This window comes from Streptomyces melanogenes, from assembly GCF_014649795.1.
Classification (GTDB): domain Bacteria; phylum Actinomycetota; class Actinomycetes; order Streptomycetales; family Streptomycetaceae; genus Streptomyces; species Streptomyces noboritoensis.
The window spans coordinates 347,976-371,479 of sequence record NZ_BMTS01000004.1 but is presented as its reverse complement, the minus strand read 5'-3'; the positions used below and the strand labels follow the sequence as shown (position 1 = coordinate 371,479).

20 protein-coding genes are annotated in these 23,504 nt (G+C 73.1%); 8 read left to right on the top strand and 12 right to left on the bottom strand.

From position 1 onward, the window contains the following. Window positions 1-16: 16 nt before the first annotated feature. Both IE252_RS11765 and IE252_RS11760 read right to left on the bottom strand, forming a co-directional pair. Complete coding sequence (locus tag IE252_RS11765; RefSeq protein ID WP_190089300.1) at window positions 17-1,486, bottom strand: FAD-binding protein; 1,470 nt, start codon at window positions 1,484-1,486, stop codon at window positions 17-19. Window positions 1,487-1,553: 67 nt separating this feature from the next. Further along, on the bottom strand, window positions 1,554-2,627 hold the full coding sequence (locus tag IE252_RS11760) for a phosphotransferase family protein (protein WP_190089299.1): 1,074 nt from the start codon (window positions 2,625-2,627) through the stop codon (window positions 1,554-1,556). 193 nt (window positions 2,628-2,820) lie between these two features. Here IE252_RS11760 and IE252_RS11755 point away from each other — a divergent pair, with 193 nt between their 5' ends. Next, complete coding sequence (locus IE252_RS11755) at window positions 2,821-3,363, top strand: flavin reductase family protein (protein ID WP_190089298.1); 543 nt, start codon at window positions 2,821-2,823, stop codon at window positions 3,361-3,363. 66 nt (window positions 3,364-3,429) lie between these two features. On the opposite strand, the gene IE252_RS11750 is transcribed toward IE252_RS11755, so the two are convergent. From IE252_RS11750 to IE252_RS11740, 3 genes are all read right to left on the bottom strand, one after another. Further along, window positions 3,430-4,389, bottom strand: a complete 960-nt coding sequence (locus IE252_RS11750) for an MBL fold metallo-hydrolase (protein ID WP_190089297.1) — start codon at window positions 4,387-4,389, stop codon at window positions 3,430-3,432. Window positions 4,390-4,527: 138 nt separating this feature from the next. Continuing rightward, window positions 4,528-5,442, bottom strand: a complete 915-nt coding sequence (locus tag IE252_RS11745; protein WP_229848231.1) for a zinc-binding dehydrogenase — start codon at window positions 5,440-5,442, stop codon at window positions 4,528-4,530. A 130-nt stretch (window positions 5,443-5,572) separates the two neighbouring features. Continuing rightward, complete coding sequence (locus tag IE252_RS11740) at window positions 5,573-6,310, bottom strand: SDR family NAD(P)-dependent oxidoreductase (protein ID WP_190089295.1); 738 nt, start codon at window positions 6,308-6,310, stop codon at window positions 5,573-5,575. Window positions 6,311-6,526: 216 nt separating this feature from the next. On the opposite strand from IE252_RS11740, the gene IE252_RS11735 reads away from it, so the two are divergent. After that, window positions 6,527-7,363, top strand: a complete 837-nt coding sequence (locus IE252_RS11735; RefSeq protein WP_190089294.1) for an AfsR/SARP family transcriptional regulator — start codon at window positions 6,527-6,529, stop codon at window positions 7,361-7,363. 535 nt (window positions 7,364-7,898) lie between these two features. Beyond that, entirely contained in the window at window positions 7,899-9,128 is a 1,230-nt protein-coding gene (locus tag IE252_RS11730; protein ID WP_229848229.1) for an IS701 family transposase, read from the top strand. Between the two features lie 86 nt (window positions 9,129-9,214). On the opposite strand, the gene IE252_RS11725 is transcribed toward IE252_RS11730, so the two are convergent. Continuing rightward, entirely contained in the window at window positions 9,215-10,201 is a 987-nt protein-coding gene (locus tag IE252_RS11725; protein WP_229848227.1) for an NAD(P)/FAD-dependent oxidoreductase, read from the bottom strand. A 227-nt stretch (window positions 10,202-10,428) separates the two neighbouring features. Between IE252_RS11725 and IE252_RS11720 the strand changes: the two genes are divergently transcribed. Continuing rightward, complete coding sequence (locus IE252_RS11720) at window positions 10,429-13,239, top strand: alpha/beta hydrolase family protein (RefSeq protein ID WP_190089293.1); 2,811 nt, start codon at window positions 10,429-10,431, stop codon at window positions 13,237-13,239. Between the two features lie 45 nt (window positions 13,240-13,284). Here the strand turns inward: IE252_RS11720 and IE252_RS11715 are convergent, their stop codons facing one another. The 6 genes from IE252_RS11715 to IE252_RS11690 form a co-directional block, all read right to left on the bottom strand. Continuing rightward, entirely contained in the window at window positions 13,285-14,658 is a 1,374-nt protein-coding gene (locus IE252_RS11715) for a S41 family peptidase (RefSeq protein WP_190089292.1), read from the bottom strand. A 75-nt stretch (window positions 14,659-14,733) separates the two neighbouring features. Further along, window positions 14,734-15,924 carry a serine hydrolase domain-containing protein gene (locus IE252_RS11710; RefSeq protein ID WP_190089291.1) on the bottom strand — a complete coding sequence of 397 codons (1,191 nt, stop codon included), beginning with the start codon at window positions 15,922-15,924 and terminating at the stop codon, window positions 14,734-14,736. Between the two features lie 169 nt (window positions 15,925-16,093). After that, on the bottom strand, window positions 16,094-16,270 hold the full coding sequence (locus IE252_RS11705) for a hypothetical protein (protein ID WP_190089290.1): 177 nt from the start codon (window positions 16,268-16,270) through the stop codon (window positions 16,094-16,096). 5 nt (window positions 16,271-16,275) lie between these two features. Next, on the bottom strand, window positions 16,276-16,872 hold the full coding sequence (locus tag IE252_RS11700) for a DUF5994 family protein (RefSeq protein WP_190089289.1): 597 nt from the start codon (window positions 16,870-16,872) through the stop codon (window positions 16,276-16,278). 227 nt (window positions 16,873-17,099) lie between these two features. After that, the gene (locus tag IE252_RS11695) at window positions 17,100-18,671 is read right to left on the bottom strand and encodes a glycerol-3-phosphate dehydrogenase/oxidase (RefSeq protein WP_190089288.1); all 1,572 of its coding nucleotides are present in this window, start codon (window positions 18,669-18,671) and stop codon (window positions 17,100-17,102) included. Further along, window positions 18,668-19,267, bottom strand: coding sequence for a TetR/AcrR family transcriptional regulator (locus IE252_RS11690; protein ID WP_190089287.1), 600 nt, complete (start codon window positions 19,265-19,267; stop codon window positions 18,668-18,670). Before IE252_RS11690 ends, IE252_RS11695 begins: the two co-directional genes overlap by 4 nt. 98 nt (window positions 19,268-19,365) lie before the next feature. On the opposite strand from IE252_RS11690, the gene IE252_RS11685 reads away from it, so the two are divergent. From IE252_RS11685 to IE252_RS11670, 4 genes are all read left to right on the top strand, one after another. After that, complete coding sequence (locus tag IE252_RS11685) at window positions 19,366-20,964, top strand: FAD-binding oxidoreductase (RefSeq protein ID WP_190089432.1); 1,599 nt, start codon at window positions 19,366-19,368, stop codon at window positions 20,962-20,964. Window positions 20,965-21,028: 64 nt separating this feature from the next. Further along, window positions 21,029-21,910 carry a diacylglycerol/lipid kinase family protein gene (locus IE252_RS11680; RefSeq protein ID WP_190089286.1) on the top strand — a complete coding sequence of 294 codons (882 nt, stop codon included), beginning with the start codon at window positions 21,029-21,031 and terminating at the stop codon, window positions 21,908-21,910. Between the two features lie 88 nt (window positions 21,911-21,998). After that, window positions 21,999-22,511, top strand: a complete 513-nt coding sequence (locus IE252_RS11675) for a VanZ family protein (RefSeq protein WP_373298543.1) — start codon at window positions 21,999-22,001, stop codon at window positions 22,509-22,511. A gap of 213 nt (window positions 22,512-22,724) precedes the next feature. After that, entirely contained in the window at window positions 22,725-23,504 is a 780-nt protein-coding gene (locus IE252_RS11670; RefSeq protein ID WP_190089285.1) for a VOC family protein, read from the top strand.

Here is a 23,504-nt window from a genome sequence, read left to right as displayed (position 1 = left end):
CGAAGCGATCGGCGGGTCAGGCGCCCGTGACCGAGGCCACCAGCAGCGAGGCCACGCGCGCGGCGACCGCCGAGATGGTCAGCGCGGGCGGCACGGCGCCGGACGAGCCGTGCAGCAACGAGCTGTCGACGACGTACAGGTTGCGCGCGCCGCGCACACTGCCGTCGGCGGCGGTGGCCAGGCCCAGCGGCACACCGCCCACCACGTTGCCGCCCGTGGTGCCGATGCGGTTGAAGGCCGTCTTGCTGCCCGGGGTGGCCGCGTTGAGCCGGTCCAGGGTGTGCTGGACCGCGTGGGTCGCCCGCACCGCGCGCGGGTCCTCCACGGGCCAGTTCAGGACCACGTCGTCCTTGCCGGCGTCGTACCGGAAGGAGCCCAGCGGCTCGGTCGGCGAGGCGCCGATGGTGGTGATCCACCCCTCGTCGGACGGGGCGTCCACCCAGGGGAAGTTGAGGAGGGTCACCGGGGCGTGCGGGTTGTCCTGCCAGTCCTTGACGATGACCGAGCACGGGCCGCCCTGCGCCGGGTTGTTGGGGGCCATCCCCGTCCGGGCGGTGATGACCTCGCTGTTGCCGACCCGGGTGCCCACCGAGGCGTCCAGGCCGGGCAGGTGTCCGGCGGCCTTGGCGCGCAGCAGCAGCCGGGTGGTGCCCAGCGTGCCCGCCGCCAGGACCAGGTGCGTGGTGTGCACCTCGTGCCGGGCGACCAGTGTGCCGCGCTCGTCGAGTTCGTCGTACGAGACGAGGTGGCCGTCGCCCTGCGGCCGGATCCCGGTGACCACGCTGAGCGGGCGCACCTCGACGTGGCCCGTCGCCTCGGCGCGGGCGAGGACGGTGACGTCCATGCTGCGCTGGGCGCCGCTGTTGACGCCGAAGACGTTGAGCCCGGCGATGTGCGAGGCGGTGCGGCGGCCGGCCATCTCCTCGCGGATCGCGTCCCAGTCGACGGCCAGGTCGACCAGGTCGTAGGGGATGCCCGCCCGCTCCAGCTGGTCCATGAAGTCGCGCGAGGAGCGGTAGAAGTCGGAGTCGAGGACGTCCTTCGGTATCGGGGAGCAGCCGATCAGCTCCCGGGCCTGCGGGTACCAGACGTCGTGCATCTCCTGCTGGTCGAGGAAGTCCCCGAAGGCCCGGCGGAAGAGCTCGGGCGAGGGCTCGACCATCGTGCCGTTGCTGAGCAGCGAGGCGCCGCCGACGCCCGCCGCGGCGATCATCGTCAGGCCCTCGCCCTCCAGGGACTCCAGGACACCCGGGTAGATGTCGAGCGCCTGGTCGGTGAGCGGGGACTTGGGGCTCAGCCAGGAAGCGCGGCCGTCCGGCCGGTGCTGGGTGGCGAAGGTGTCGCCGTCGGCGCCGACCTGCCAGCGGCGGCCGCGCTCCAGGACGATCGTGGCGACCCCGGCCTCGGCGAGCCGCAGGGCCGCGATCGATCCGGCGTAACCACTGCCGACGACCAGGGCGTCGGTGCGGTGCTGATGGGTTTCCATGGGACGGCCTCTCTGAACGGGTCGGAACATACGTAAGGTTGGGGCGAGTTGAACATGGGCCGCGGGCTCAGGCCAGCGGTTCCAGGGTGCGGGCGAGCAGGTTGGCGGCGTTGCGCGCCAGCGGGACGTCAGCCTCCGCGGCGACCAGGCCGTGCTCCACCAGGAGCCGGCCCACCCGGGAGGCGATCAGGGCGAACCGGAAGCCCGCGAACACCTCGTACCAGTCCATGTGCGCCGCGACGGGCCGCCCCGCCAGCTCCTCGTAGCGCCGGACCGTCTCGGCGCGCCCGGGCAGCCCGGGCAGCCGGGGTGCGCCGACGCCCTCGCTGAGGTGCCGGTCGAGGTAGAGGTACCAGCCGAGGTCGGCCTCGCCGGGGCCCAGGAAGGTCATCTCCCAGTCCAGTACGGCCACGGGGGCCACCCCGGAGAACATCAGGTTGCCCAGGCGCGCGTCGCCCCACAGCAGGCTCGGCCGCTCCGGCTCGGGCGGCAGCCCGTCCCGCAGCAGCGCCAGCGCCTCGCGGACCGGGACGCTGTCCGCGCCGCCGAAGTGGTCCATGTGGGCTTCGTAGTAGTCGAGTTGGGCGCCGAGTCCGTAGGGACCGTGTGTCGACTCGCGCAGGGCGTCGAGGCCGAGCGCACTGGCGTCGAGGCGGTGGATGCGGTGCAGCGCCTCCACACCGCCCCACCACACCGCCGCGCGGCTGCCTTCGTCCAGCGCGGACACAGGTCCGCCGTCGCGGTGGTACGAGGGCAGGTCCGGCGGGACCCAGCCCTCGACGCGGTCCATGGCGTAGAAGGGCGCGCCGAGCAGTCCGGGGTCGGGCTCGAAGCCGACGACGCCGGGCACCGGAACGTCGGTGTCGCGCAGGGCGTCGAGGACGCGGTACTCCTCGTCGAGCCGGGAGCCCGGCATCACCCGGTAGCGGGTGGGGGCGACCCGGACGACCAGGCGGCGGTGCTCCTCGGAGCCCTGTGGCCCCCACTTGGTGTCCACGAGCAGCGTCTCGTTGGAGAAGCCGAGGCCCTCGGGCACCTCGACGCGGACGCGCAGGTCCGCCGCCTCGGGCAGCCGTTCGGCGAGCCAGGTCGTCAGATGTTTGCGGGTGAGTTCGGGATCACGTTGCTGGGGCACGGGCATGGCCGGCTCCTCCATCCATATACGGGTGTCCCCCATGGTCTTCGCGGCCGATGGGGACCGGATGGAGGATGAACGGCGACGCCGGGGGCGGCCCGACGCGCTCATCGGCGGCTCTGCATCCGCCTCCGACCGGTTCCCCAACCACCTCCCCCAGCATGGCTGTTGACCGGAGAACACCATTGAGGAGGTCGACATGTCCTGGGCACCGCCTGTGGGTGCGTTCGTGGAGCCGCAGCTGTTCCGGCACATACTCGGCCACGTCCCGAGCCCCGTCACCGTGGTCACCGCGGCGACGGCGGCCGGGCCCGCCGGACTTGTGGTGGGGTCGTTCGTGTCGGTGTCGCTCGAACCGCCCCTCGTAGGGATCTTCATCGACGAGAAGTCGGTGAGCTGGCCGCCGATGAGCGAGGCGGGGTCCTTCACCGTCAACATCCTCGCCCACGACCAGCAGGAGCTGTGCGCGCGCTTCGCCAAGAGCGGCGGACCGGGTGACACCGCGAGCAAGTTCGCCGGTCTGACGTGGTGGGAGTCGCCGCACGGCAACCCGGTGCTGCCGGGCACCACCGCCTGGCTGGACTGTCTGGTGCGCCAGGTCCAGCGGCTCGGCGACCACTTCTTCGCCGTCGCCGAAGTGGTGGGTCTCGGGGTGGACGCCGCCCGCCCGCCCCTGGTCTTCCACCGGGGCGCCCTGCACACCGTCGCACCCTCCTCCGAGGGGTCTGGCGAGCGCGGCTAGCGCCTGCGCCCGCGCATGGCTTCGCCCCGCCGGTTCGACCGGCGGGGCGACTGCGTGCGTTTACCTTCAGGCCAGACAGGCCAGGGCCTGGCCGCCGTTGAGGCGGGCCATCTCGCCCATCACCGGGGCCGAGCGGATCTGGGTGTCCAGGGGGTTGCCGAGCGCCTCGGAGTAGGCGCGGTGCAGATTGGCCACCAGCCGCTCCGGGTCGCGCAGTTCCGCGTGCGCGCCGAGCGGGGTGTCGCGGGCCGCCTCGAACGGGGTGAGTCCCGCGTCGACCCCCTCCGTGGCGACCTTCTGCAGCCAGCGCAGATACGCCTCCGCCTCGTCGAGTGCCTCGGGCCCGGCCACCGGGCCGTGCCCGCCCACGACGGTACGGGGCCCAAGCGCCCGCAGCCGCGTGATCGCCTCCAGGGAGCCGACGATCGACCCGGCGAGCAGGAACGGCGTGCACCCGGGCATCAGGACGTCGCCCGCGAACAGCACCCGGTGCTCGGGCACCCACACCACCACGTCGTTGCTGGAGTGCGCCGGGCCCACGTACATCAGCTCGACCGCAAGGTCGTCGACGTACACCGTCAGCCGGTCCTCGAAGGTCACCATCGGCAGCGAGCGGCCGAGGTCGCCGAGGTCGCCCCAGGGGGTGTCGGGCCACACGTGCTTGAGGCCCTCGCCCTTCTCGGCCATCTCGGCGCGGGTGTGCGTGTGCGCGATGACGGTGGCGTGCGGGGCGGCGACGGCGTTGCCGAAGGTGTGGTCGCCGTGGTGGTGGGTGTTCAGGACGGTCCGCGGTTCGGCGCCGCCGCGTTCGAGCGCGGCGGCGCGCAGGGCGCGGGCCCTGGCCTCGGTGGCCGCGGTGTCGACGAGCGCCACCGAGTGGGGGCCGGCCAGGATCCCGGCGTTGTTCAGGCACCAGCCTCCGTCGGGCTGGACGTACGCGAAGATCCGGTCGGCCACCTCCTCCACGCGCGGCGGCGGTACCTGGGAGACGGGGCTGTCGGAGGACGCTGTGGATGGCAGGCTCATGCCTTCCACGGTGGCCACACCTCCTGGAGGACAGGAGGTGCGCCGGTGACCGACGGCTGGAGGACTCCGGGGCGCGTCACGGCAGGGGTGGGGGCCCGGCGGTCCGCACAAACCGCCGGGCCCCGGGGAAGGAAGGTCTCAGAGGGTGAGGACGACCTTGCCGTTGGCCTGCCGCTGCCGCAGCGCGTCGAGCGCGGGCTCGGGATCGCTCCAGGACCCGACCGCCGCGACCTCGGGCGTGAGCCGCCCCTCGGCCACCAGGCGCACCAGCGAGGCGAGGTCGCGGGCGACGCTGCGGCGGGTCACCTCGTCGAAGAGGTGGAGGTAGCTGATCCGCAGTCCGGGGCGCGCATGGCCCCAGTCCAGCGGCAGCCGCAGTTCCTCGCGCACGGTGTTGCCGTAGCAGACGACCGTGCCGCCCGGCCGCACCCGCCCGAAGGCACCGGCGAGCACCCGCCCGCCGACGCTGTCGACCAGCACGTCCACCGGACCTCCGGCGTCGCCCTCCTCGTACGTCTCGACGGTGTGGGCGCCCAGGGACCGCAGGCCCTCCGCACGGCCCGGGGAGCCGACCTGGGCGATGACCTCGGCGCCCGCGGCGGCGGCGAGCTGCACCAGCATCCGGCCCACTCCGCCGCCCGCGCCGGTGATCACCACGGACCGGCCGAGCAGCGGTCCCGCGTACTCCAGCGCGTACAGCGCGGTCAGTCCCGCCACCGGCAGGGCCGCGGCGGCGGGCCAGTCCAGGCCGTCGGGCACGGGGGTGAGCCGGGTGGGCGACAGGGCTATCCGCTCGGCCCAGCCGTCGCGTTCGGCGAGAGCGGTGACGCGGGTTCCGGCCGCGGGTCCGGTCCCGTCGGCGGCAGCGCGCAGGACCGTGCCCGCCACATCCCAGCCGAGCCGGGACCCCGGCGGGAGCTGCCCCATCAGTGCGAGCTCACCGCGGTTGACGGCGATCGCGTGCACCTCGACGAGCGCCTGGTCGGGGCGCGGCTCGGGCTCGGCGACCGAGTCGAGGCGCAGTCCGGAGTCACCGGACACCAGTGCCTTCACGAGGCCTCCGCCCAAGTCGCTTTGGTCCATGGGGACATGGCTGTCGATCTCCTTGTCTGACGGTTTTTCAGGAATTACGAGTGGTGCCGGTCGGCAGCGCGCAAGGGGTACGGGCCGGGGTGGTCGTGGGTCACCACCTCAGCCCGCCGTTGACCTCCAGGACATGGCCGTTGACGTAGTCGGAGCCGTCGTCGGCCAGGAACAGCGCGGCGTCGGCTATCTCCTCGGCCCGTCCGGCGCGACCGGCCGCGATCTTGCCGCGGTAGTAGTCCCAGACGGTTTCGTTGCGGGCCAGCTGGCGTCCCATCCCCTCGTCGATGAAGCCCGGGCTCAGGCAGTTCACCGTGATGGGCTTGCCCGCCAGCTCGACGGCGACGACCCGGGTGAGCATCTCGATCCCGGCCTTCGACGCCGCGTACGCCGACGAGCCGGGGGCCACCCGGGTCGCCAGCGCCGACGACAGGGTGATGACGCGGCCCCCGCCGTCGCGCAAGAGGTACGGCACCGCTGAACGCACGGACAGAAACGTACCGTTGAGATTGGTGGAGATGACGTCGTCCCAGTGCGCGGCGTCCAGCCCCTGAGCCGGACCGGCCCGGCTGACGCCTGCGCCGGCCACCAGGACGTCCAGGCGGCCGTATGCCTCGTACGTGCCGCGCATCAGCGCTTCCACCGAGTCCGGGTCGCGGACGTCCACGGGGTGGTAGGCGAGGTCGCCCTCGCCCACCGGCGGCAGTTCGCGCCCCTCGTCGGGCTCGCGGGCGGCGCAGACGACGCGGCACCCTTCCTTGGCGTATGCCTGGGCGATCGCGTACCCCAGGCCTTTGGTGCCACCGGTGACGATGGCGACCTTCCCTGCGAGTCGCACGTGTGCCTCCTCGGGGATCGTGTCGACGGAGGCCGACGTTACGGAATCCCGAGGGAGGCTGACTGAACTCCCGATGGGGGGCCGCGATGGAGCGAGTTGACGGATCCTGAACTCTCCTGGGAGAGCCACCCGGGCCCCGGGGATAGTCTCGCTGAACAACGGCGCCACCGGTCGTCACCGGTTTCGTCAATTCGGGGAAACAAGCGAGAGGTCGTCATGGAATTCTCGGTGCTCGGTTCGCTGCGGGTGCGTGAAAACGGTCACGATTACGCCCCCACCGCACCCAAACAGCGTCAGCTCCTCGCGCTGCTCGTCTTCAACGCCAATCAAGTCGTCACCGTCGGGACCTGTATCGAGGAACTGTGGGGAGAAAGTCCCCCGGATACCGGGCTTTCCACGCTCCAGTCGTACGTTCTGCAGCTCAGGCGCATCCTGAAGCGGGTGCCGCGCATCGGCAGCCTCAAGGCGGCGCGCGAATTGCTGCAGACCAGGGACGGCGGATATCTGCTCGCTGTCCGCCCCGAGGAACTCGACGTCAATCTCTTCCACGATCTCGTGCGCCAGGGCAGGGCGGAACTCGGCAAGAACGACGCCGTCGCTTCCGAACTGCTCTCCACGGCCCTGGGGCTGTGGGAGGGATCGGCGCTCTCCGACGTCCAGGCGGGGCCCGTTCTGCGTATTCATCTGGCGGGTCTGGAGGAAACCCGGATCAGCGTCCAGGAACAGCGCATCGACGCCGATCTCCGGCTCGGCAGGCACCATGATCTTCTCGGTGAACTGAGCGCGCTGTGCGCGCTGTATCCCACGCACGAGAATCTGCACGCCCAGTTCATGCTGGCGCTGAGCCGTTCCGGGCGGCGCACCCAGGCGCTGGAGGTCGTCCAGCGGCTGCGCAGGATGCTGGGCGACGAGCTCGGGCTCGAACCGTCCCCCCGGATGAACCGGCTGCACCAGGCGGTGCTGGCCTGCGACCCGGTGATCGACGCGCCCACCAGGACCGCCCCGCTGCTCTCGCTCGACCTGCTCGCCCACAGCGGAGCCCGCTCGGCCTGAGCCACCACCCACCGCCGCCACGCCCGGCCGCGAAGACCTCCACGGTCTTCGCGGCCGGGCGTTTCTGTGTATGCAGCAGGGTGTTTCTCGCCGAGGGTGCGGGCGTACGCTGAGCGCGCTGGCCGTACCGCCGGTAGCAGCGTGCAGTGCCCGATCCTGCGTCCGTCACGGTGCGTTCTGTGTGGCCGGACCACATGTCCGCCGCCCTCGAACACGTCCAAGACGGCTCTCTGACCAGGGGATTCAGGAGAACAAACCGGTCGGCCGCCCTGCCCTTTGCCGGACCATGCCGTTCCCCGTGGTGTCCGCCACCACCTCGGATCCCCGCGTGTGATGGTTGTCTCCGGCAAGAAGTCGGGGCCGGAAGATTGGAAGCGGTGAGAGGGAGGTTACCCCTCTCCTCGGGGCGGTCAGAGGGTGCCCCCTCTACCTTGGCACGCGAGTGCGCGACGAGCATCGTTGGATCCGGAATCAAGTGGCCCGCCGGACTGGGCGAGCCCTTCCTCCCACTCATTCCAAGGTCCACGGGGGACTCATGAATGCCGTTGCCCAGATACTAGAGAACTGCCCGTCCGACGACGACTCCCACCAATCAGGCTCATCCGCGACCTGGGACGAGCGGGTGCTCACCGAGGTGAGCACGGTGCTGTTCGCCTCCCTGCGGCGCAGCGACCAGCGGCTGAGGGGCGTCGCGTACCTGCGGGGTCTGCTCGGCGCGAAGGGGCGCCGTTCGATACGCAACATGGCGGCCCTGCTGGGTGGTTCGGCCACCGAGCAGAGCCTCCACCACTTCGTCAGCGACTCGACCTGGGACTGGGTCCCGGTGCGCCGCTCCCTCGCCCGTCACATCACCCAGCTGGACCCGCCGATGGCGTATGTGGTGCGGCCCATGGTCATTCCGAAGACCGGCGAGAACTCGGTGGGGGTGGACCGGCAGTTCGTCTCCGAGCTGGGCCAGCTGGTCAACGCCCAGCAGGCGGTGGGCGTCTGGTCCGCCACCGAGAGGATGAGCGTGCCCCTCAACTGGCGGCTGCACCTCTCGCCCTCCTGGCTCAACGACCGCATCCGGCGCCGCCAGGCGTCCATCCCCGACGACCTCGGCGACCTCACTCTGGGCGACTGGGCGGTCGAGGCGGCCGTGGAGACGGCGAGCGGCTGGGGGCTGCCCCGGCGGCCGGTCGTGCTGGACGCCCGGCACATGGACCTGGCCTCCACCATCGCGTCCTTCCGGGCCGCCGGGGTCCCCTTCCTCGCCCGGATCAACGGCGCGGTCCAGCTCACCGTGACCGACCCCGCGTTGCAGGGGCGGACGCCGGAGGTCCAGCAGGCCATCCAGATCATGACCGCCGCCCGTGACCGGATGCGCCCGGCCCCGCTGCCGGGGCGCGGTCCCGAGAGCGGACGGCCGATGCATCTGACCACCAAGATCGGCGTCCGCCCCTCGCCCGCCGTACGGCAGTTGGCCGGGCCGGGCGAACTGGCCCTCCTCGGTGTGGCGGAGAGCCGCCGCCAGGGGCCGGTGGAACTGTGGCTCACCGATATGACGGAGACCCGGCTGCCCACCCTGATGCGGCTGAGCCGCCTCGTCCGCCGCGCCGACCACGACTTCCGCGAGACCACGGACCGCCTCGGCATCCGGGACTTCACCGGCCGCTCCTACGCGGGCTGGCACCGCCATGTGACGCTGGCCTCGGCGGCCCACGCCGTGTCGGTGCTGGACGCGGACGAACCGGGGACGAAGGGGGCTGGCGGGCGCCGGGGCTGACCACCCGAAAGGGCGCGAGGAGCCGTGATGCATGGAACTGCGCCACCAACCACGCGCGGTCCCCAGTCGAAAGAGAACCAATCCCGTCAGCGCGCGTCCGCGACCCCGGGGGCCGACTTCCGGTAAGCCGCCACCGCCGCGTCGGCGTCGGTGGCCACCAGATCCGCGTTCATGGCCGCCGCGGCCCGCACCCCTGCGGCCGCGGCGGCCGGAACGCCGGCCATGAGGTCGGTGACGTTGCCCGCCACCCACACCCCGGGCACACCGGTGAGTCCGCTGTCGTCCGACTCCACGTACATCCCCACACCCATGGGGTGCTCCACCGCGGTGAGCCCCAGGCCGGACAGCACACCTCCCCGGGCGACCAAGCGCGGGGCGACCGCCAGTGCCGACACGGGCACCCGTACACCCGAGGACAGCCGTACGGCCGCCAGCCGGTCGTCCTCGACGTCGAGACCGGCCACCTCCCCCTCGGCGACGGCGATCCCGAGCGCCGCCAGCCGCTCCGACTGCTCCGGGTCCGGGCCGGGCTCGGTGTGCGGGAAGTACGTGACCCGGGGCGACAACTGCCGGAACAGCAGCGCCTGGTGCATCGAGGCGGGGCCGGTGGCCAGCACACCTATGGGCAGGTCGCGCACCTCCCAGCCGTGGCAGTACGGGCAGTGCAGCACATCGCGCCCCCACCGCTCGCGCAGTCCGTGAATCGCGGGCAGCTCGTCCGCCAGCCCCGTCGTCACCAGCAACCGCCGGGCGGTGAAGCTGCTCCCGCCCTCGGTCTCGACGACGAAGCCGCCGTCCACCGGCCGCGCGGCCACCGCACGGTCGGAGACGATCCGGCCGCCGTAGCCCGCCACCTCCTCGCGGCCCGCCTTCAGTAGTTCCAGGGGCGGTATGCCGTCGCGGGACAGCAGTCCGTGGGCGGCGGCCGCGGGTGCGTTGCGCGGTTCGCCGGAGTCCACGACCACCACGGACCTGCGCGACCGCACGAGCGTCAGCGCGCCCGACAGCCCGGCGACACCGCCGCCGACCACCACGACATCCAGTTCACTGCGGTTCTTCTCCATCGCGTTCATACCTGCACCGTGCGACCGGTCGCCCCAGGGGGCAACTCTTCTTGCCGTTTCGGCAAGCTCCTGGTCCAGCGGTCGGTATCCGCCACCGCGCCAGGTTCCGGCCATGCTCACGGCGCGCCGCGCACCACGGGGCAACCCCCGCCCACCCGTTGCCGTCCTCCGGACGACGAAGGGCCCTCGGCCTCGCCCGGGGCGCCCCGACGAGAACGACGACGAGGACGACCACTTTGATACGTGTGAAACGCATCGTGACCGCCACGCTGGCGGTGCTCACGCTGGCGGCTGTGTCACCGGAGCTCGCCCAGGCGCAACCGTCCGCCCGCCCCTTAGCGAACCCCCTGTCCAAGACCGCCGACGACGACCGCTTGCCGCCGGGCTGGCGTATCTCCGGCACCGGCGCCGCCCGGCAGCTGACCTGGACCTCTCCCGACCCGGTGCCCGTGGGCGACGCCCGGGTCGAGTTCCGCGCCGGTGACCGCCTCCTCGGACTGCCGGTCCCCGCCCAGGACCGGCGCTCCTTCCACCTGCCGCTCGACGGCACGCGGATCGGGTCGGCCGCCGACCTGAAGGTGCTGGCCGGCGGCCGCCGCCTCGACGCGGCCGGGACGGGGGCCGGGGCCGGGGCCGGACGCACCACGCCCCCGCCGACCGGTCTCGCCCCCGCCGCCCCGCAGGCGGAGGCCCCGCTCCCCGCGAACGAGGTGGATCCCGGAGTGCCGGGTCCGTACCGCACGGCCCGGGGCTCGTACACCCTCGACCCGGTGCGGCTGCCGGGTCTCAAGGCTCCGGTGGAGATGCTCGGCACCGTGGTGGGGCCGACCAACGCCCCGGGCAAGCGCCCGCTGGCGCTGTTCCTGCACGGCCGCCACTACACCTGCTTCACCACCACCGGCGACGACGGCGGCGAGTGGCCGTGCAAGCCCGGTGCGCTGCCGGTGCCGAGCCAGGACGGGTATCTGCGCGCCCAGCAGCTGCTGGCCTCGCAGGGCTATGTGACGGTGTCGATCGCCGCCAACGGCATCAACGGGCAGGACGGCGTGCTCGACGACGGCGGCGCCCAGGCCCGTTCGTCCCTGGTCCGGCAGCATCTGGCCCGCTGGGCGCAGTGGGCCGCGAAGCGGTCCGGCGCACCGGCCACCGTGCGCGCCGTCGCCCCGGCGGACCCGTCCCGTGTGCTGCTCGTCGGCCACTCCCGGGGCGGCGAGGGCGTCAACCGGGCGGCCCTCGACAGCCTCTACGCGCCGCCCGCCGACCAGGACGGCTATCGCGGTCCGGTCCGCTGGAACATCCGGGGCACGGTCCTGATCGGCCCGACGGTCTTCGGCCAGAACCCCGCCCCCGACGTGCCCTCGCTGACCGTCCTGCCGGGCTGCGACGGCGATGTATCCGATCTGCAGGGCGAGATATACGTCGACGGCACACGCGGAGTCAGCCGCGGCGCCGCGCTGCACAGCGCGGTGTACATGGTCGGCGCCAACCACAACTTCTTCAACAGCGAGTGGACTCCGGGCCAGTCGAAGGCGCCCGCCGACGACGACTTCTCCTCCGACGACACCCCCGACCGGATCTGCGCACCGGGCACCAGGACCCGGCTGACGGCCACGCGGCAGCAGACCGCGGGCGCCACCTACATCGCGGCGGCGGCCCGGCTGTTCGTCGCGGGCGACGACCGGGTGCGCCCGCTCCTGGACGGCTCCGGCCGCCGCGCGCCCTCGGCGGACCCCGCCCGGGTGCTGTCCCACGCGGTCGGCGCCCACCGCACCCCGGCGTTCCTGCCGGGCCCCGACCTCGCCGTGTCGGGCGGCCGGGTGTGCGCCCAGGTCGACCCCGATCCGGCCCGCGCCTGTCTGCCGCGCGACACCGCGGGGGCGTCGCCGCACTTCGCCTCGTGGGAGACGGCGAAGGAGCCCGGCCGCGACGCGGTGGCCATGCGCTGGTCGCGGGCGGGTTCGCCGCTCACCGTGCGGCCCGCGCGTCCGGTCTCCCTGGCGGGCAACGAAGCGCTGGCGCTACGGGTGATCGTCCCGCCCAACACCACCGGCACCCAGCTGGACGTCACCCTCGTCGACGCCTCGGGCCACCGGGCGACCCTCGGCCGGGCGCGCGTCGACGGGCTGCCGGGCACCGGGCGCACCGCCTCGTACTGGGCGCGTGAGGTCCGTATGCCGCTGTCCGCCGCCGCCCGCACCGGGCTCGACCTGAAGCGGGTCAGGGCTCTGGAGCTGACCCCGCGCACCAAGAGCGGCCAGGCGTGGCTGATGGACGCCTCGGGCTGGAAGCCCGGCACCCCGGCCGTGCACGCACCCGCGCTGACCCGCGTCGACATCGGCCGGCTGACGGTGAAGGAAGGCGACTCCGGTACGCGCACCTACCGCGTCCCGGTACGGGTCTCCGGCCACGGCAGCGGCCAGGTCCGGCTGTTCGTGCCCCAGCCGGGCACGGAGAACGTCACCGTCCGCACGGTCACGGTCCGCCCGGGCGGCCATGACATCGACGTGCCGGTGGTGGTGCGCGGCAACACCCGCTATGGCTACGACCTCGTACAGGACGCGTTCGTCAAGGCGGTGCGCGGCACGGTGGTCGGCTCGCACCGCGGTGGGGTCACCGCGCGGGACGACGACCCGAAGCCCACGGTCACGGTCACACCCGTCGCGGACCATGTGGTCGAGGGCCAGCCGCTGACCTGGCGGTTCTCCCTGTCGGCGGTCGCCGACGCGGACGTCATGGCCGACTTCGCCCTACTGCCGGTCGACAAGGGCGCGGAGTTGTCCACCCTGGACGTCACCCCGCAGTGGCTCAAGGACACCTTCGACGCGACCTCCGCTCCGGCCCGGCCGCTCTCCAAGGTGGTGGACGACCCCTCCCTCTCGGTCACCGTGCCCGCAGGCAAGGTGAGCGCCGAGGTGTCCGTGCCCACCGTCAAGGACGGACTCAATGAGCCCGTGGAATGGCTGCGCGCGCGTCTGATCACGTACGACTCGAGCTGGGAGCCGCGCCCCGGCCCGGAGTTCACCGGGACGGTACGGGACGCCTCCTAAGGCCGACCGGACCCCGGCACTCGGAAGAGCGCCGGGGTCCACTGTTCAGCGGCCCCGCTCCCCCAGCCACCTCACCGCACGGTCGAACGCCGCATCCCGGTCATGGGCGAACTCCTCGTCCGTGAAGACGGGTTCGGGCAGCAGAGGCGGCACCCCGACCCCGTCGAACGTCGTCCTGCCGTCGCGGGTCAGGAACTCCTCGTTGGGCAGGCCGAACCACCACTTCTTGTGGCCCTCGCCCGGCAGTGCGCGCTCCATCACGTCGGAGAAGACGCCCTGGGTGGGCTCCCCGATCCGCGTCGTCGGCGCGGGCCGCTCCATCATGGCCTGGGTGAACGTCTCCCCCGCGCTGAACGTCGACCCTCCGGTGAGCAGCGCGACCGGCCCGGAGTAGCGCGTGGCGGCGGCCGGGCGGACGTGCTGCGGCTGGGGGTCGGTGTGGCGGGTGCGCTTGGCGTAGGCGAAGTACGGGCGGTCGGTGAGGCGGGCCGCGAGGTCGAGACCGAGGCTGTCGGAGCCGCCGCCGTTGACCCGTACGTCGAGGATCAGCCCGCGCAGCCGGTGCACCCGGTCGGGGGTGAGGATCGCGTCGAGGGCGCGGTCGAGTTCGGCGCGGTTGGCCGCGTAGGTGTTCGCCTCGCTGTAGCCGCTGAACGCGGACAGCCGCAGATAGCCGTAGCTTCCGCCGCCCGGCGCGGGCACGTCGGCGTATCCGATCCGGCCGTTGGCGTACGGCCGCAGCGACCGCCCCTTCAGGTCGCGGCGCTCCACGAACGCCCTGACCTTGGTGTCGAGGCCGGGGCCGGGAACGACCGTGCCGGGGCGGGTCATGCCGAAGAAGCCGGTCTTGTCGGCGGAGACGACGACATGGGCGTCGTGCAGCGGCGCGACCATCTCGGTGAGGATGCCGTAGAGCTCGGCGTCGGTGCGCGCCGCCTCGGCGCGCGGCCGGTGGCGCTCGCGCACCTCCTTCCAGTCGATCCCCTTGGCGGCGAAGAAGGGGTAGTTCTCCTGGAACGTCTGCCAGAAGACGTCGAACGCGCCGGGCTGCGGTGCGCGGCAGGTGTCAGGCAGCGCGGTGAGCCGCCGCAGGGAGCGGTCCCCCGGTGACCCGTCGATGTGCAGCTTCGCCCGCGCCCCGGCGCGGAGGGTGTACACATCGCCGTCCGCCATGGCGTACCGCGCCGGTGTGTCCTTGTCGCGGGTGCCCACGACGCCCTTCAGACAGCTGACGGACGTCACCTGGTAGGTGTCCAGGACCCCGCCGTGTACGGCGAGCACCGTCCCGTAGTCGTCGACCTGCCAGATACCTTCGGGGCCGGGCCGTTCCGCGGCGCCCGCCGCGCCGGTGGTGGTGAGCGCGCCGAGCGCGCACAGTCCGGCGACGAGCGCCGCGGTCTTCCTGAACTGCGTGATCATGTACTCATGGTGGCCGTTCCGACGCGGTCGGGAACATCCGGCGAGCCGGTCGGCCGCGGTGGGGATATCCCCACCTCAGCGGCGCAGCAGCGCGCACGCGAAGTCCTCCTGCACCTTGCGCACTTGCGCCAGGAGCGCGGGCTTGATGCTCTTGCTGGTCTGGGTCGTGATCGAGAAGGTCAGGGACCTCCTGCCGTCCGGTGTCGCGGCGGCCAGCTGGGTGTATCCGGCGGTGTTGCCGGTGTGGCCGTAGAGCACACCGCAGCGGGTGGCGTAACGGAAGATCCCCAGTCCGGCCGAGTTGGCGCCCGGGCCCGCCGGTTCGGACGCGCCGCCGGGGACGAACGTCACCTGCTCCTTGCGGGTGTGCGGCGAGAGCAGCGTTCCTCCGGCGTGGCCGCGGATGAACCGGCCGAGGTCCTTCGGGGTCGCCACGACGGCTCCGGACGCCCACAGGCCCGAGGAGCCGAAGAGCTCGGTGACGTCCTCCGGCGGGGCGGGCGGGTCGACCGCATAGCCGTGCAGATACGGCTCGGGCAGCCGGAAACCCTGCGGCAGGCTGGTCTGCCGCAGGCCCAGCGGGCGGTACACGAGGTGCTTGAGCAGGTCCTCGTAGCGGTGGCCGGTGGCGGCCTCGGCCATGAGCGCGACGGCGATGTTGTCGGAGTTGGAGTACTGGTAGCGCGAGCCCGGCCGGAAGGCGAGCGGCTGCCCGGCGGCGAAGTCGAGCAGCTTGCGCGAGTCGAAGACGTGGTGGGGGTCCTCACCGAGGATCCTGCGGAACTCGGCGGAAGTGGTGAAGTCGGGAAGTCCGCTGGTATGGTTGAGCAGCTGACGAAGTGTCACCTTGTGCCATGCGGCGGGCAGTTGCGGCAGCCGTCTGCCGATGGTGGTGTCCAGCGACAGCCGCCCCTGGTCGACCAGCCGCAGGGCCACGGCCGCGCTGTACGCCTTGGACACGCTGGCGAGACGCATGTGATCGATGGGGCGCGGTGGCCGCCCGGTCTCGGTGTCGGCGACCCCGGCCCGGTAGACGTCGGCGTGGTCGCCTCGTTTGAGTACGGCGATGACACCGGGCGGTCCGCCGACCGCGCCCACGAGTTGCTCAAGTCCTCGTTGCAGCGCCCGGTCCTGCGGCGGCGGTGTCTGTACGGCCTGCGCGGACGGGACGAGTGCACCGGCCGAGGCGGCGGCGAGCAGAGCGGCGACAGCCAGCGGCAGACGGGCACGGCGTTGTGCGGCCACGTGGGTACCTCCTGAAGGCATGACGGCGGCCGGGTCCGGCTCGCCCGTTTCCCCTGACCCAGCATCAGACGCCGTGCCGCTTCACGCCTTCACACTGCTCCATCCGGCCCACGCCCGGGGCCCACGCCCCTCGCGCCTAAGGCAGGGGCTCGGCGGTGTTCAACGCGACTTGGTCCCGTCGGTCGACGGCTCAGCGGCGGTGTGCCCGCCGGTGGTGCTTGTGGCTGCGCCTGCGGAAGGCCGGCAGGGTGGCGCCGAACTGGTACGACGCGATCCGCGCGTCGTGCTGCGCGTTGAGCAGATGGATCAGGCGCATGCCGATGCCGATCATGAGGAGGATGGCGACGACGAGGAGGACGGTCACCATGTTCCTCACCTCCAGACGTGTGCGGAGGGGCCGCCGATGGGGTGACCGTAGGGCGACATACAGGCCCCGCCCTCGGACTCCCAGGCGTCTTCCCGGCGTCGTGCGTCGGGTCCGGGGTGCGGGGTGTCCCCGCCCGGTGCCTCCCGTATCCGGCCGATGACGGCTTCGGCGGCCATCAGCGCGCCCGCCGTGAGGACGCTTCCCGGGATCGCGGCGGCGGACATCAGCCGGGCCGCGCCGGCCGGAGAGGTCGCGGGCGGCACCACCAGCAGGTCCCAGCGGGCGACGGTACCGCAGAGCAGGATCACCTTGTCGGGGTCCTGCTCGGTGAACCAGCCCACGTGCACGGTGTGCCCGGCGACGGGAACCTTGTGCGGGATCACGGGCCAGCGGGCGGGGTTCACGATGACGCGGGTGATCCGCCCCCGCGCCCCGTCCAGGGCCCGGGCCAGCCCCACGAGCTCGACGGCCAGGTCGCGGGACGCGGGCCACCAGGCACCGTCCAACTGCCCGGGCAGCGCGCTGCGCGGGGTGAGCGACAGACGGGCGGGAACCGGTGGGGCGAGCGCGTGAGGTGCTGTGAGGTCGATGGTCGTGGTCATGGCGCGAACCCGCCTCCGGGCTCGTCGACGACAGCCCGATGTCTCGATCGCCGGAAACGGCACCCACCTGGGAGCGGGTGCACGAAAGGCTCCCGGCAGGTCCACTCTACTCCGGTCCGGAGCCCGGGAAGACGCCCGTGACCAGGCACTTTCCGGGCGGCCCGGTGAGCTCGGGGAAGCACACGGGGCCGACCGCGTCCGCCCCGCCGCCCAGGACCCGGCGAAGCTCAGGATCCGGCGGACTCGTGTGCCGCCGCGTCGAGTGCCTCGCGTGCCGCGTCGAGGGCCGCGGCCCGGTCGGCGGGCACCAGGCCGACGCGGGTGCGGCGGTCGAGGAGGTCGGACTCGTCGAGCGCGCCCTCGTGCCTGATCGCCCACCACAGTTCGGCCCGGGTGGTCTCCACACCGTCGGCCACCGGTTCGCGCAGCCGGGGGTCGGACTCGCCGAGCGCGTGCAGGGCGGTGGCCTCGGTGCCGTACCGGGCGAGCAGTCTGCGGGGTACCGGCAGGGCGGCGAGCTCCGCGGGCGCGGCGGCGCCGACCAGGGGCAGGCGTGCGGTGCGGCAGGGCGCCGCCGTCATGCCCCGGGCGGCCAGTGCGGCGTCGAGGGCGTCCTGGGCCATCCGCCGGTAGGTGGTCAGCTTGCCGCCGACGATGGTCACGACCCCCTCGCTCGACGTCAGCACCGCGTGCCGCCGCGAGATGTCGGAGGTGCGGCTGCCCGAGCCGTCGTCGTCGAGCAGCGGCCGCAGCCCGGCGAAGGCGCCCACCACGTCGTCGCGGTGGACGGGTGTGTCCAGGGCGGTGTTGAGGACGTCGAGCAGGAAGCCGATGTCGGACTCGGGGGGCGTGGGCTCGTCCTGGAGCGGCCCGTCGACGGGCTCGTCGGTGAGCCCCACGTACACCCGGCCGTCCCCTTGCGGCAGGACCAGGACGAAGCGGTTGGTCTCGCCGGGTACGGGGATGTGCAGCCCGGCGGTGAGGCCGGGCAGGGTGCTGCCGCGCAGCACCAGGTGGGTGCCGCGCGAGGGGCGCAGCTTGACGCCGTCGACCAGCTGGTCCGCCCAGACGCCGGTGGCGTTGACGACCGCGCGGGCCCGGATGGTCAGCTCCTGCCCGGTCAGCTCGTCGCGTACGAGGGCGCCGGAGCCGGTGACGGACAGGGCGCGGGTCCGGGTGAGGACGCGGGCCCCGTGTCCGGCGGCGGTGCGGGCGATGGCGGTCACCAGGCGGGCGTCGTCGGCCAGTTGACCGTCCCAGGAGAGCAGTCCGCCGTACAGGCCGTGCGTACGCAGCCCGGGCGCGGACCGCAGGGTCTCGACGGCCGAGAGGCGGCGCGGTCCCGGCAGGGTGCGCCGTGCGGTGCCCGCCGAGACGCGCAGCAGGTCGCCGGCGCGCAGCCCGGCCTGCGCCAGCGCCGCGTTGCGCCGGGAGGTCAGCGAGGTGAGGGGCAGCACGAACGGCTGGGCGCGCACCAGGTGGGGGGCGGTGCGCTCCATCAGCACCCCGCGCTCCACCGCGCTCTCGTGCGCGACGCCGAGCTGCCCGGAGGCCAGGTAGCGCAGTCCGCCGTGGATGAGCTTGGAGCTCCAGCGGGAGGTGCCGAAGGCCAGGTCGTACGCGTCGATCGCGGCGACGGACAGACCGCGCGAGGCGGCGTCCAGGGCGGCTCCGGCGCCGGTCGCGCCGAGGCCGACGACCAGGACGTCGACGGTCGTCCCGGCGGCCAGTTCGTCCAGTTCGCGGGCGCGGCGGGCGGCGGTGAGGGAGAAGTCCGAGCGGGGTTCGGTACGGCTCATGGGGCGAGGGTCCTCTCGAGGATGTGCCGGAGCTCGTCGTAGAACGCTTCGTCGGCGAGTTCGGGGTCCGCCGCGTCCGTCATGGTCTGCAGCGAGAGCGCGAAGGACTGGATCACCAGGAAGAGCGACCTGGTCTGGCGCAGCGGGTGGTCGGCGCGGACGGAACCGTCCTTGTGCCCCTGCTCCAGGGCCTCCTGGACGAAGGCGAGCAGCGCGTCCTGGCTGGCGCCGCGCCGGTCGAAGAGGTACGGCAGCAGCAGTTCCGGGTCGACGTCGAGGATCTTGCACAGCAGCGGATGGGACCGGAAGGCGCGCAGCCCCGCCACGAGCCCGTCGACCAACTGCTCGCGCACGGGGCGGGTGGTGTCGGTGGTGGGTGTGTCCCCGAGGGTGACGGACACCCACTCCCGTGTCATGACGTCGCCCACCAGGGTGCGCACGTCGGGCCAGCGCCGGTAGATGGTCATGCGGGAGACCCCGGCCCGGCGGGCGACGTCGGTGAGGGTCGTCCGGCGGACGCCGACCGCGAGAACGCAGTCCCGGGCGGCGTCGAGCACCGCCTCGTCGTCCCGACGGTTGTGACGAATGGGCTTCATCTGTCACAGTGTAACGACGGAACGGGCGACGGCAAGCCGCCCCCCACGCCGTGGGACCGGAACAACTGCGCGACGAAGCGGGTGATCAGGTGGGTTCGCTGGACATGCTGTGGAGCGGCTGGGGCGATCCGGCCAAGGCGGCGCCACTGCCCGAAGAAGTGGTGGGCCTGCTGCGGGACCTGCTGGGGGTGCGCCCGGCGGACGCCCCGGCGACGGCCCTCGCGGCCATCGAGCCCCGCCTCTCGCGGCTGACCGGGGAGGCCAGGGCCGCCCTGGAGGCCGCGGTCGGCGAGGCGCACGTGCGCGGCGACGACGAGACCCGGGTCCGCCACACCCGCGGCAAGTCCACCCCCGACCTGCTGCGCATCCGGGCCGGTGAGGTCACTGACGCACCGGACGCCGTGGTGCTGCCCGCCGACCACGACGAGGTCCTGGCCGTTCTCGCGGCCTGCACCGAGCACCGCGTCGCCGTCGTCCCCTTCGGCGGCGGCACCTCCGTCGTCGGCGGACTGGCGCCGCAGGGCCACACCGCCTTCGTGGCGCTCGACCTGCGCCGGATGAACCGCCTGGTCGCCCTCGACGAGGTCTCCCGCACCGCCACCCTCCAGCCCGGGCTGCGCGGCCCCGAGGTGGAGGCGCTGCTGGCCGAACGGGGCTACACGCTCGGCCACTTCCCCCAGTCCTTCGAGTGGGCGACGGTCGGCGGGTTCGCGGCCGCCCGCTCCAGCGGCCAGGCCTCCGCGGGCTTCGGGCGCTTCGACGACATGGTGACGGCCCTTCAGGTGGCCACCCCGCGCGGCACCCTGGACCTCGGCCGGGCCCCGCGCTCGGCCGCCGGACCGGACCTGCGCCAGCTCGTCCTCGGCTCCGAGGGAGCCTTCGGCGTGATCACCTCGGTGACCGTACGGATCCACCCCACGGCCGACGCCAAGGTCTACGAGGGCTGGCGCTTCCCGTCCTTCGCCCAGGGCCAGGCCGCACTGCGCACGCTCGCCCAGGACGGGCCGATGCCCACCGTGCTGCGGCTGTCCGACGAGACCGAGACCATGATCGGCCTCGCCAAGCCGGACGCCATCGGCGGCTCCCTCTCCTCCGACGCGGGCTGCCTGGCGATCGTCGGGTACGAGGGCACCGCCGACGAGGTCGCCCACCGCAAGGCGCGCGTGCACACCGCACTGAGCGCGGCGCAGGGCGAGCCGCTGGGCGAGGACCCGGGCACCGGCTGGGCCCACGGCCGCTACAACGCGCCCTATCTGCGCGACGCGCTCCTGGACGCCGGCGCCTTCGCCGAGACCCTGGAGACGGCCGCCTTCTGGTCCGACATCCCGGCCCTGTACGACGCCGTGCGCACCGCCCTCACCCGGTCCCTCACCGACGCGGGCACCCCGCCGCTGGTGATGTGCCACGTCTCGCACGTCTACCCGGCGGGCGCCTCGCTCTACTTCACGGTGGTCAGCGCCCAGGGCAAGGACCCGGTGGCACACTGGGCCCCGGCCAAGCGGGCGGCCAACGACGCCATCCTCGCCGCGGGCGGCACCATCAGCCACCACCACGGCGTCGGCACCGACCACCGCGACTGGTACGCCCGGGAGATCGGCCCGCTCGGCGTCGAGGTCCTGCACGCGGTCAAGGACCGGCTCGACCCGGCGGGCATCCTGAACCCCGGCATCCTGCTGCCGCCGCTGCCCACCGTCTGACCGCGCGCAGCACCCGCGTCCCCCGCCCGCAAGCAACACCGTCGTCGCCCATCGGAGCGTAGCCATGCGACAGTTCACGGCCGTCGTCAACCCCACCGCGGGCGGGTCACAGGGCGCCGCCGCCCTGATCCCGCTGGCCCGGCTGCTGCGCGAGGGGGGTGCGGAGCTGGAGGTCGAGTACAGCCGCGGCCTCGATCACGCCCGCACCCTGGCCCGCCGGGCCGCCGAACAGGGCCGCGTGGTGCTCGGGGTCGGCGGCGACGGCATGGCGGGGTGCGTGGCGGGCGCCCTGGCCGGTACCGACGCCCTCGTGGGCATCGTGCCGGCCGGGCGCGGCAACGACTTCGCCCGCGCGCTCGGGCTGCCCTCCGAGCCCGCCGCGCTGGCCGAGCTGCTGCTGCGCGGCGAGCCAAGGAAGGTCGACGCCATCGAGGTCGAGTCGGCCGTGCACGACAAGGTCGCCGTCCTCGGCAGCGTCTACGCCGGGGTCGACGCGGTGGCCAACCGGCACGCCAACGCCTCCCGGCTGCTGCGCGGCGCCGCCTCGTACTACATGGGCGGCCTGCGCGCGGTGCTCGGCTGGCGCACCGCCCACTACCGCGTCACGATCGACGGCACGGTCCATGAGCGCAGCGGCTACACCGTCATCGCCGCCAACTCCGGCTTCTACGGCTTCGGACGGCACATCGCGCCCGGGGCGGCGGTCGACGACGGACTGCTCGACGTGGTCGTCCTCAACGACTCCCCCCGCCGCCTGTTCTTCAAGGTCATGAAGGAGCTGGAGGACGGCAGCCACGTCCACCGGCCGCAGGTGGAGATCCTGCGCGGCCGCGAAGTGCGCATCGAGGCGGACCGCCCGCTGCCGTACGGGGCGGACGGAGAGGTCGAGGCGGTCCTGCCGGTCACCGCGCGCGTACTGCCGGGGGTGCTCACCCTGCTGGCGTGACCCGGGGCGTACCGTCGGCGTTACGGGGAATCCGCACGGCATGACCACTCAAGCCGAGCGGGCCAGGGCGCGAACTGCCAGGCGGGTCATGGCCGTTCGGATTCTGATCATGGTGGTGGCGATCGCCGCGCTGGTGGCGTTCTCCGTCGTCCTCGCCGAGGTCACCCTCACCCCGTCGCCCGCGTCGCGCGACCTCGCGGGGTCCAACCTGCGGCCGGGGCACTCGCTGCGCCAGTACGCCGACGACTACACCTTCCTCGCCGCCTGCCGTCAGGTGGGCGGCAATCTGCTGCTCGGCGTGCCCTTCGGGCTGATCCTGCCGGTGCTGGTGCGCCGACGGCTGCGGGCGGTGCGGGTGCTGCTCTACACGGTCGTCGTGATGGTCTTCATCGAGCTGGCGCAGGGGGCGCTCGTCGAGGGGCGCGCGTTCGACGTGGACGACGTGCTGCTCAACACGTCCGGGGCGCTGCTGGGCTATCTGCTGCTCGGCCGCCGTATGGGACGCGGCTTCCACCACCTCGGGGAGCGGCGGCGCGAGGGCGGCAGGACGAGCCGGACGTGGCGTTTCGGCGCGCGGCGGGCCGCAGCGTCCCGCCGCTGAAGGCCGAGCCCGCGACGGTGGTGAGCGGCCCGCACGCCCGCGCGCGGCCGGGCCGCGTCCTTCCGTACGTCACCCGTTCCGCCGTTCCGCATCCCCCATGCGCAGCCCTGTCACTACGATCCGTTATGGGCTGGTTCGCCCACGGGAGGACACCGGCCCGGCCGCGGACTCCCCGCCCTCACGGCCAGATCCGCGAAAGGCAGGCACGCAACCATGCTCAGTACCGACTTCGTCACCGGCGCACCCAACTGGCTCGACCTCGGCAGCCCCGACACGGAGGCCTCCGCGACCTTCTACGGCGGTGTCTTCGGGTGGGACTTCCAGTCCGCGGGCCCCGAGGCCGGCGGGTACGGCTTCTTCCAGAAGGACGGCAAGACGGTCGCCGCCCTGGGTCCGCTCACCGAGGAGGGCGCCAGCCCGGCCTGGACGGTGTACTTCCAGACACCGGACGCGGACGCCACCGCCAAGGCGGTCGAGCAGGCGGGCGGGACCGTGCGGGTGGCGCCCTTCGACGTCATGGAAGCGGGCCGGATGGCGTGTCTGACCGACCCGGGCGGCGCCGAGTTCTCCGTCTGGCAGCCCGCCGCCACCAAGGGCCTGGAGGCGACGTCCGAGGAGAACACACTGCTCTGGGCCGAACTGCACGCCAGTGACGTACCGGCCGCGCTGTCCTTCTACCGCTCCCTGTTCGGCTGGCGCTCGCAGGAGATGGAGGCGCCCGGCATGACGTACACCGTGCTGTCCGCCGCCGACGGCGACCAGCAGGACGCCTCGTTCGGCGGCCTCGCCCCGCTCCAGGAGGGCATGGAGCCGCGCTGGATCCCGTACTTCTGCGTGGCCGACGCGGACGCCACGACCGAGCGGGCGCAGACGAACGGCGGCTCGGTCCTCATGCCCGCGGCGGACGTGCCGGACGTCGGCCGGATCGCCTGGCTCGCCGACCCGCACGGCGCCCCCTTCGCCATCCTCAAGCCCGACCCCCGGCAGGGCTGA

Excerpts from the sequence above, each read along its gene's own strand:
- IE252_RS11765 (WP_190089300.1), bottom strand. The coding sequence starts at position 1,486 with ATGGAAACCCATCAGCACCGCACCGACGCCCTGGTCGTCGGCAGTGGT.
- IE252_RS11760 (WP_190089299.1), bottom strand. The coding sequence starts at position 2,627 with ATGCCCGTGCCCCAGCAACGTGATCCCGAACTCACCCGCAAACATCTG.
- IE252_RS11755 (WP_190089298.1), top strand. The coding sequence starts at position 2,821 with ATGTCCTGGGCACCGCCTGTGGGTGCGTTCGTGGAGCCGCAGCTGTTC.
- IE252_RS11750 (WP_190089297.1), bottom strand. The coding sequence starts at position 4,389 with ATGAGCCTGCCATCCACAGCGTCCTCCGACAGCCCCGTCTCCCAGGTA.
- IE252_RS11735 (WP_190089294.1), top strand. The coding sequence starts at position 6,527 with ATGGAATTCTCGGTGCTCGGTTCGCTGCGGGTGCGTGAAAACGGTCAC.
- IE252_RS11730 (WP_229848229.1), top strand. The coding sequence starts at position 7,899 with ATGAATGCCGTTGCCCAGATACTAGAGAACTGCCCGTCCGACGACGAC.
- IE252_RS11725 (WP_229848227.1), bottom strand. The coding sequence starts at position 10,201 with ATGAACGCGATGGAGAAGAACCGCAGTGAACTGGATGTCGTGGTGGTC.
- IE252_RS11715 (WP_190089292.1), bottom strand. The coding sequence starts at position 14,658 with ATGATCACGCAGTTCAGGAAGACCGCGGCGCTCGTCGCCGGACTGTGC.
- IE252_RS11710 (WP_190089291.1), bottom strand. The coding sequence starts at position 15,924 with ATGCCTTCAGGAGGTACCCACGTGGCCGCACAACGCCGTGCCCGTCTG.
- IE252_RS11705 (WP_190089290.1), bottom strand. The coding sequence starts at position 16,270 with ATGGTGACCGTCCTCCTCGTCGTCGCCATCCTCCTCATGATCGGCATC.
- IE252_RS11700 (WP_190089289.1), bottom strand. The coding sequence starts at position 16,872 with ATGACCACGACCATCGACCTCACAGCACCTCACGCGCTCGCCCCACCG.
- IE252_RS11695 (WP_190089288.1), bottom strand. The coding sequence starts at position 18,671 with ATGAGCCGTACCGAACCCCGCTCGGACTTCTCCCTCACCGCCGCCCGC.
- IE252_RS11690 (WP_190089287.1), bottom strand. The coding sequence starts at position 19,267 with ATGAAGCCCATTCGTCACAACCGTCGGGACGACGAGGCGGTGCTCGAC.
- IE252_RS11680 (WP_190089286.1), top strand. The coding sequence starts at position 21,029 with ATGCGACAGTTCACGGCCGTCGTCAACCCCACCGCGGGCGGGTCACAG.
- IE252_RS11675 (WP_373298543.1), top strand. The coding sequence starts at position 21,999 with ATGGCCGTTCGGATTCTGATCATGGTGGTGGCGATCGCCGCGCTGGTG.
- IE252_RS11670 (WP_190089285.1), top strand. The coding sequence starts at position 22,725 with ATGCTCAGTACCGACTTCGTCACCGGCGCACCCAACTGGCTCGACCTC.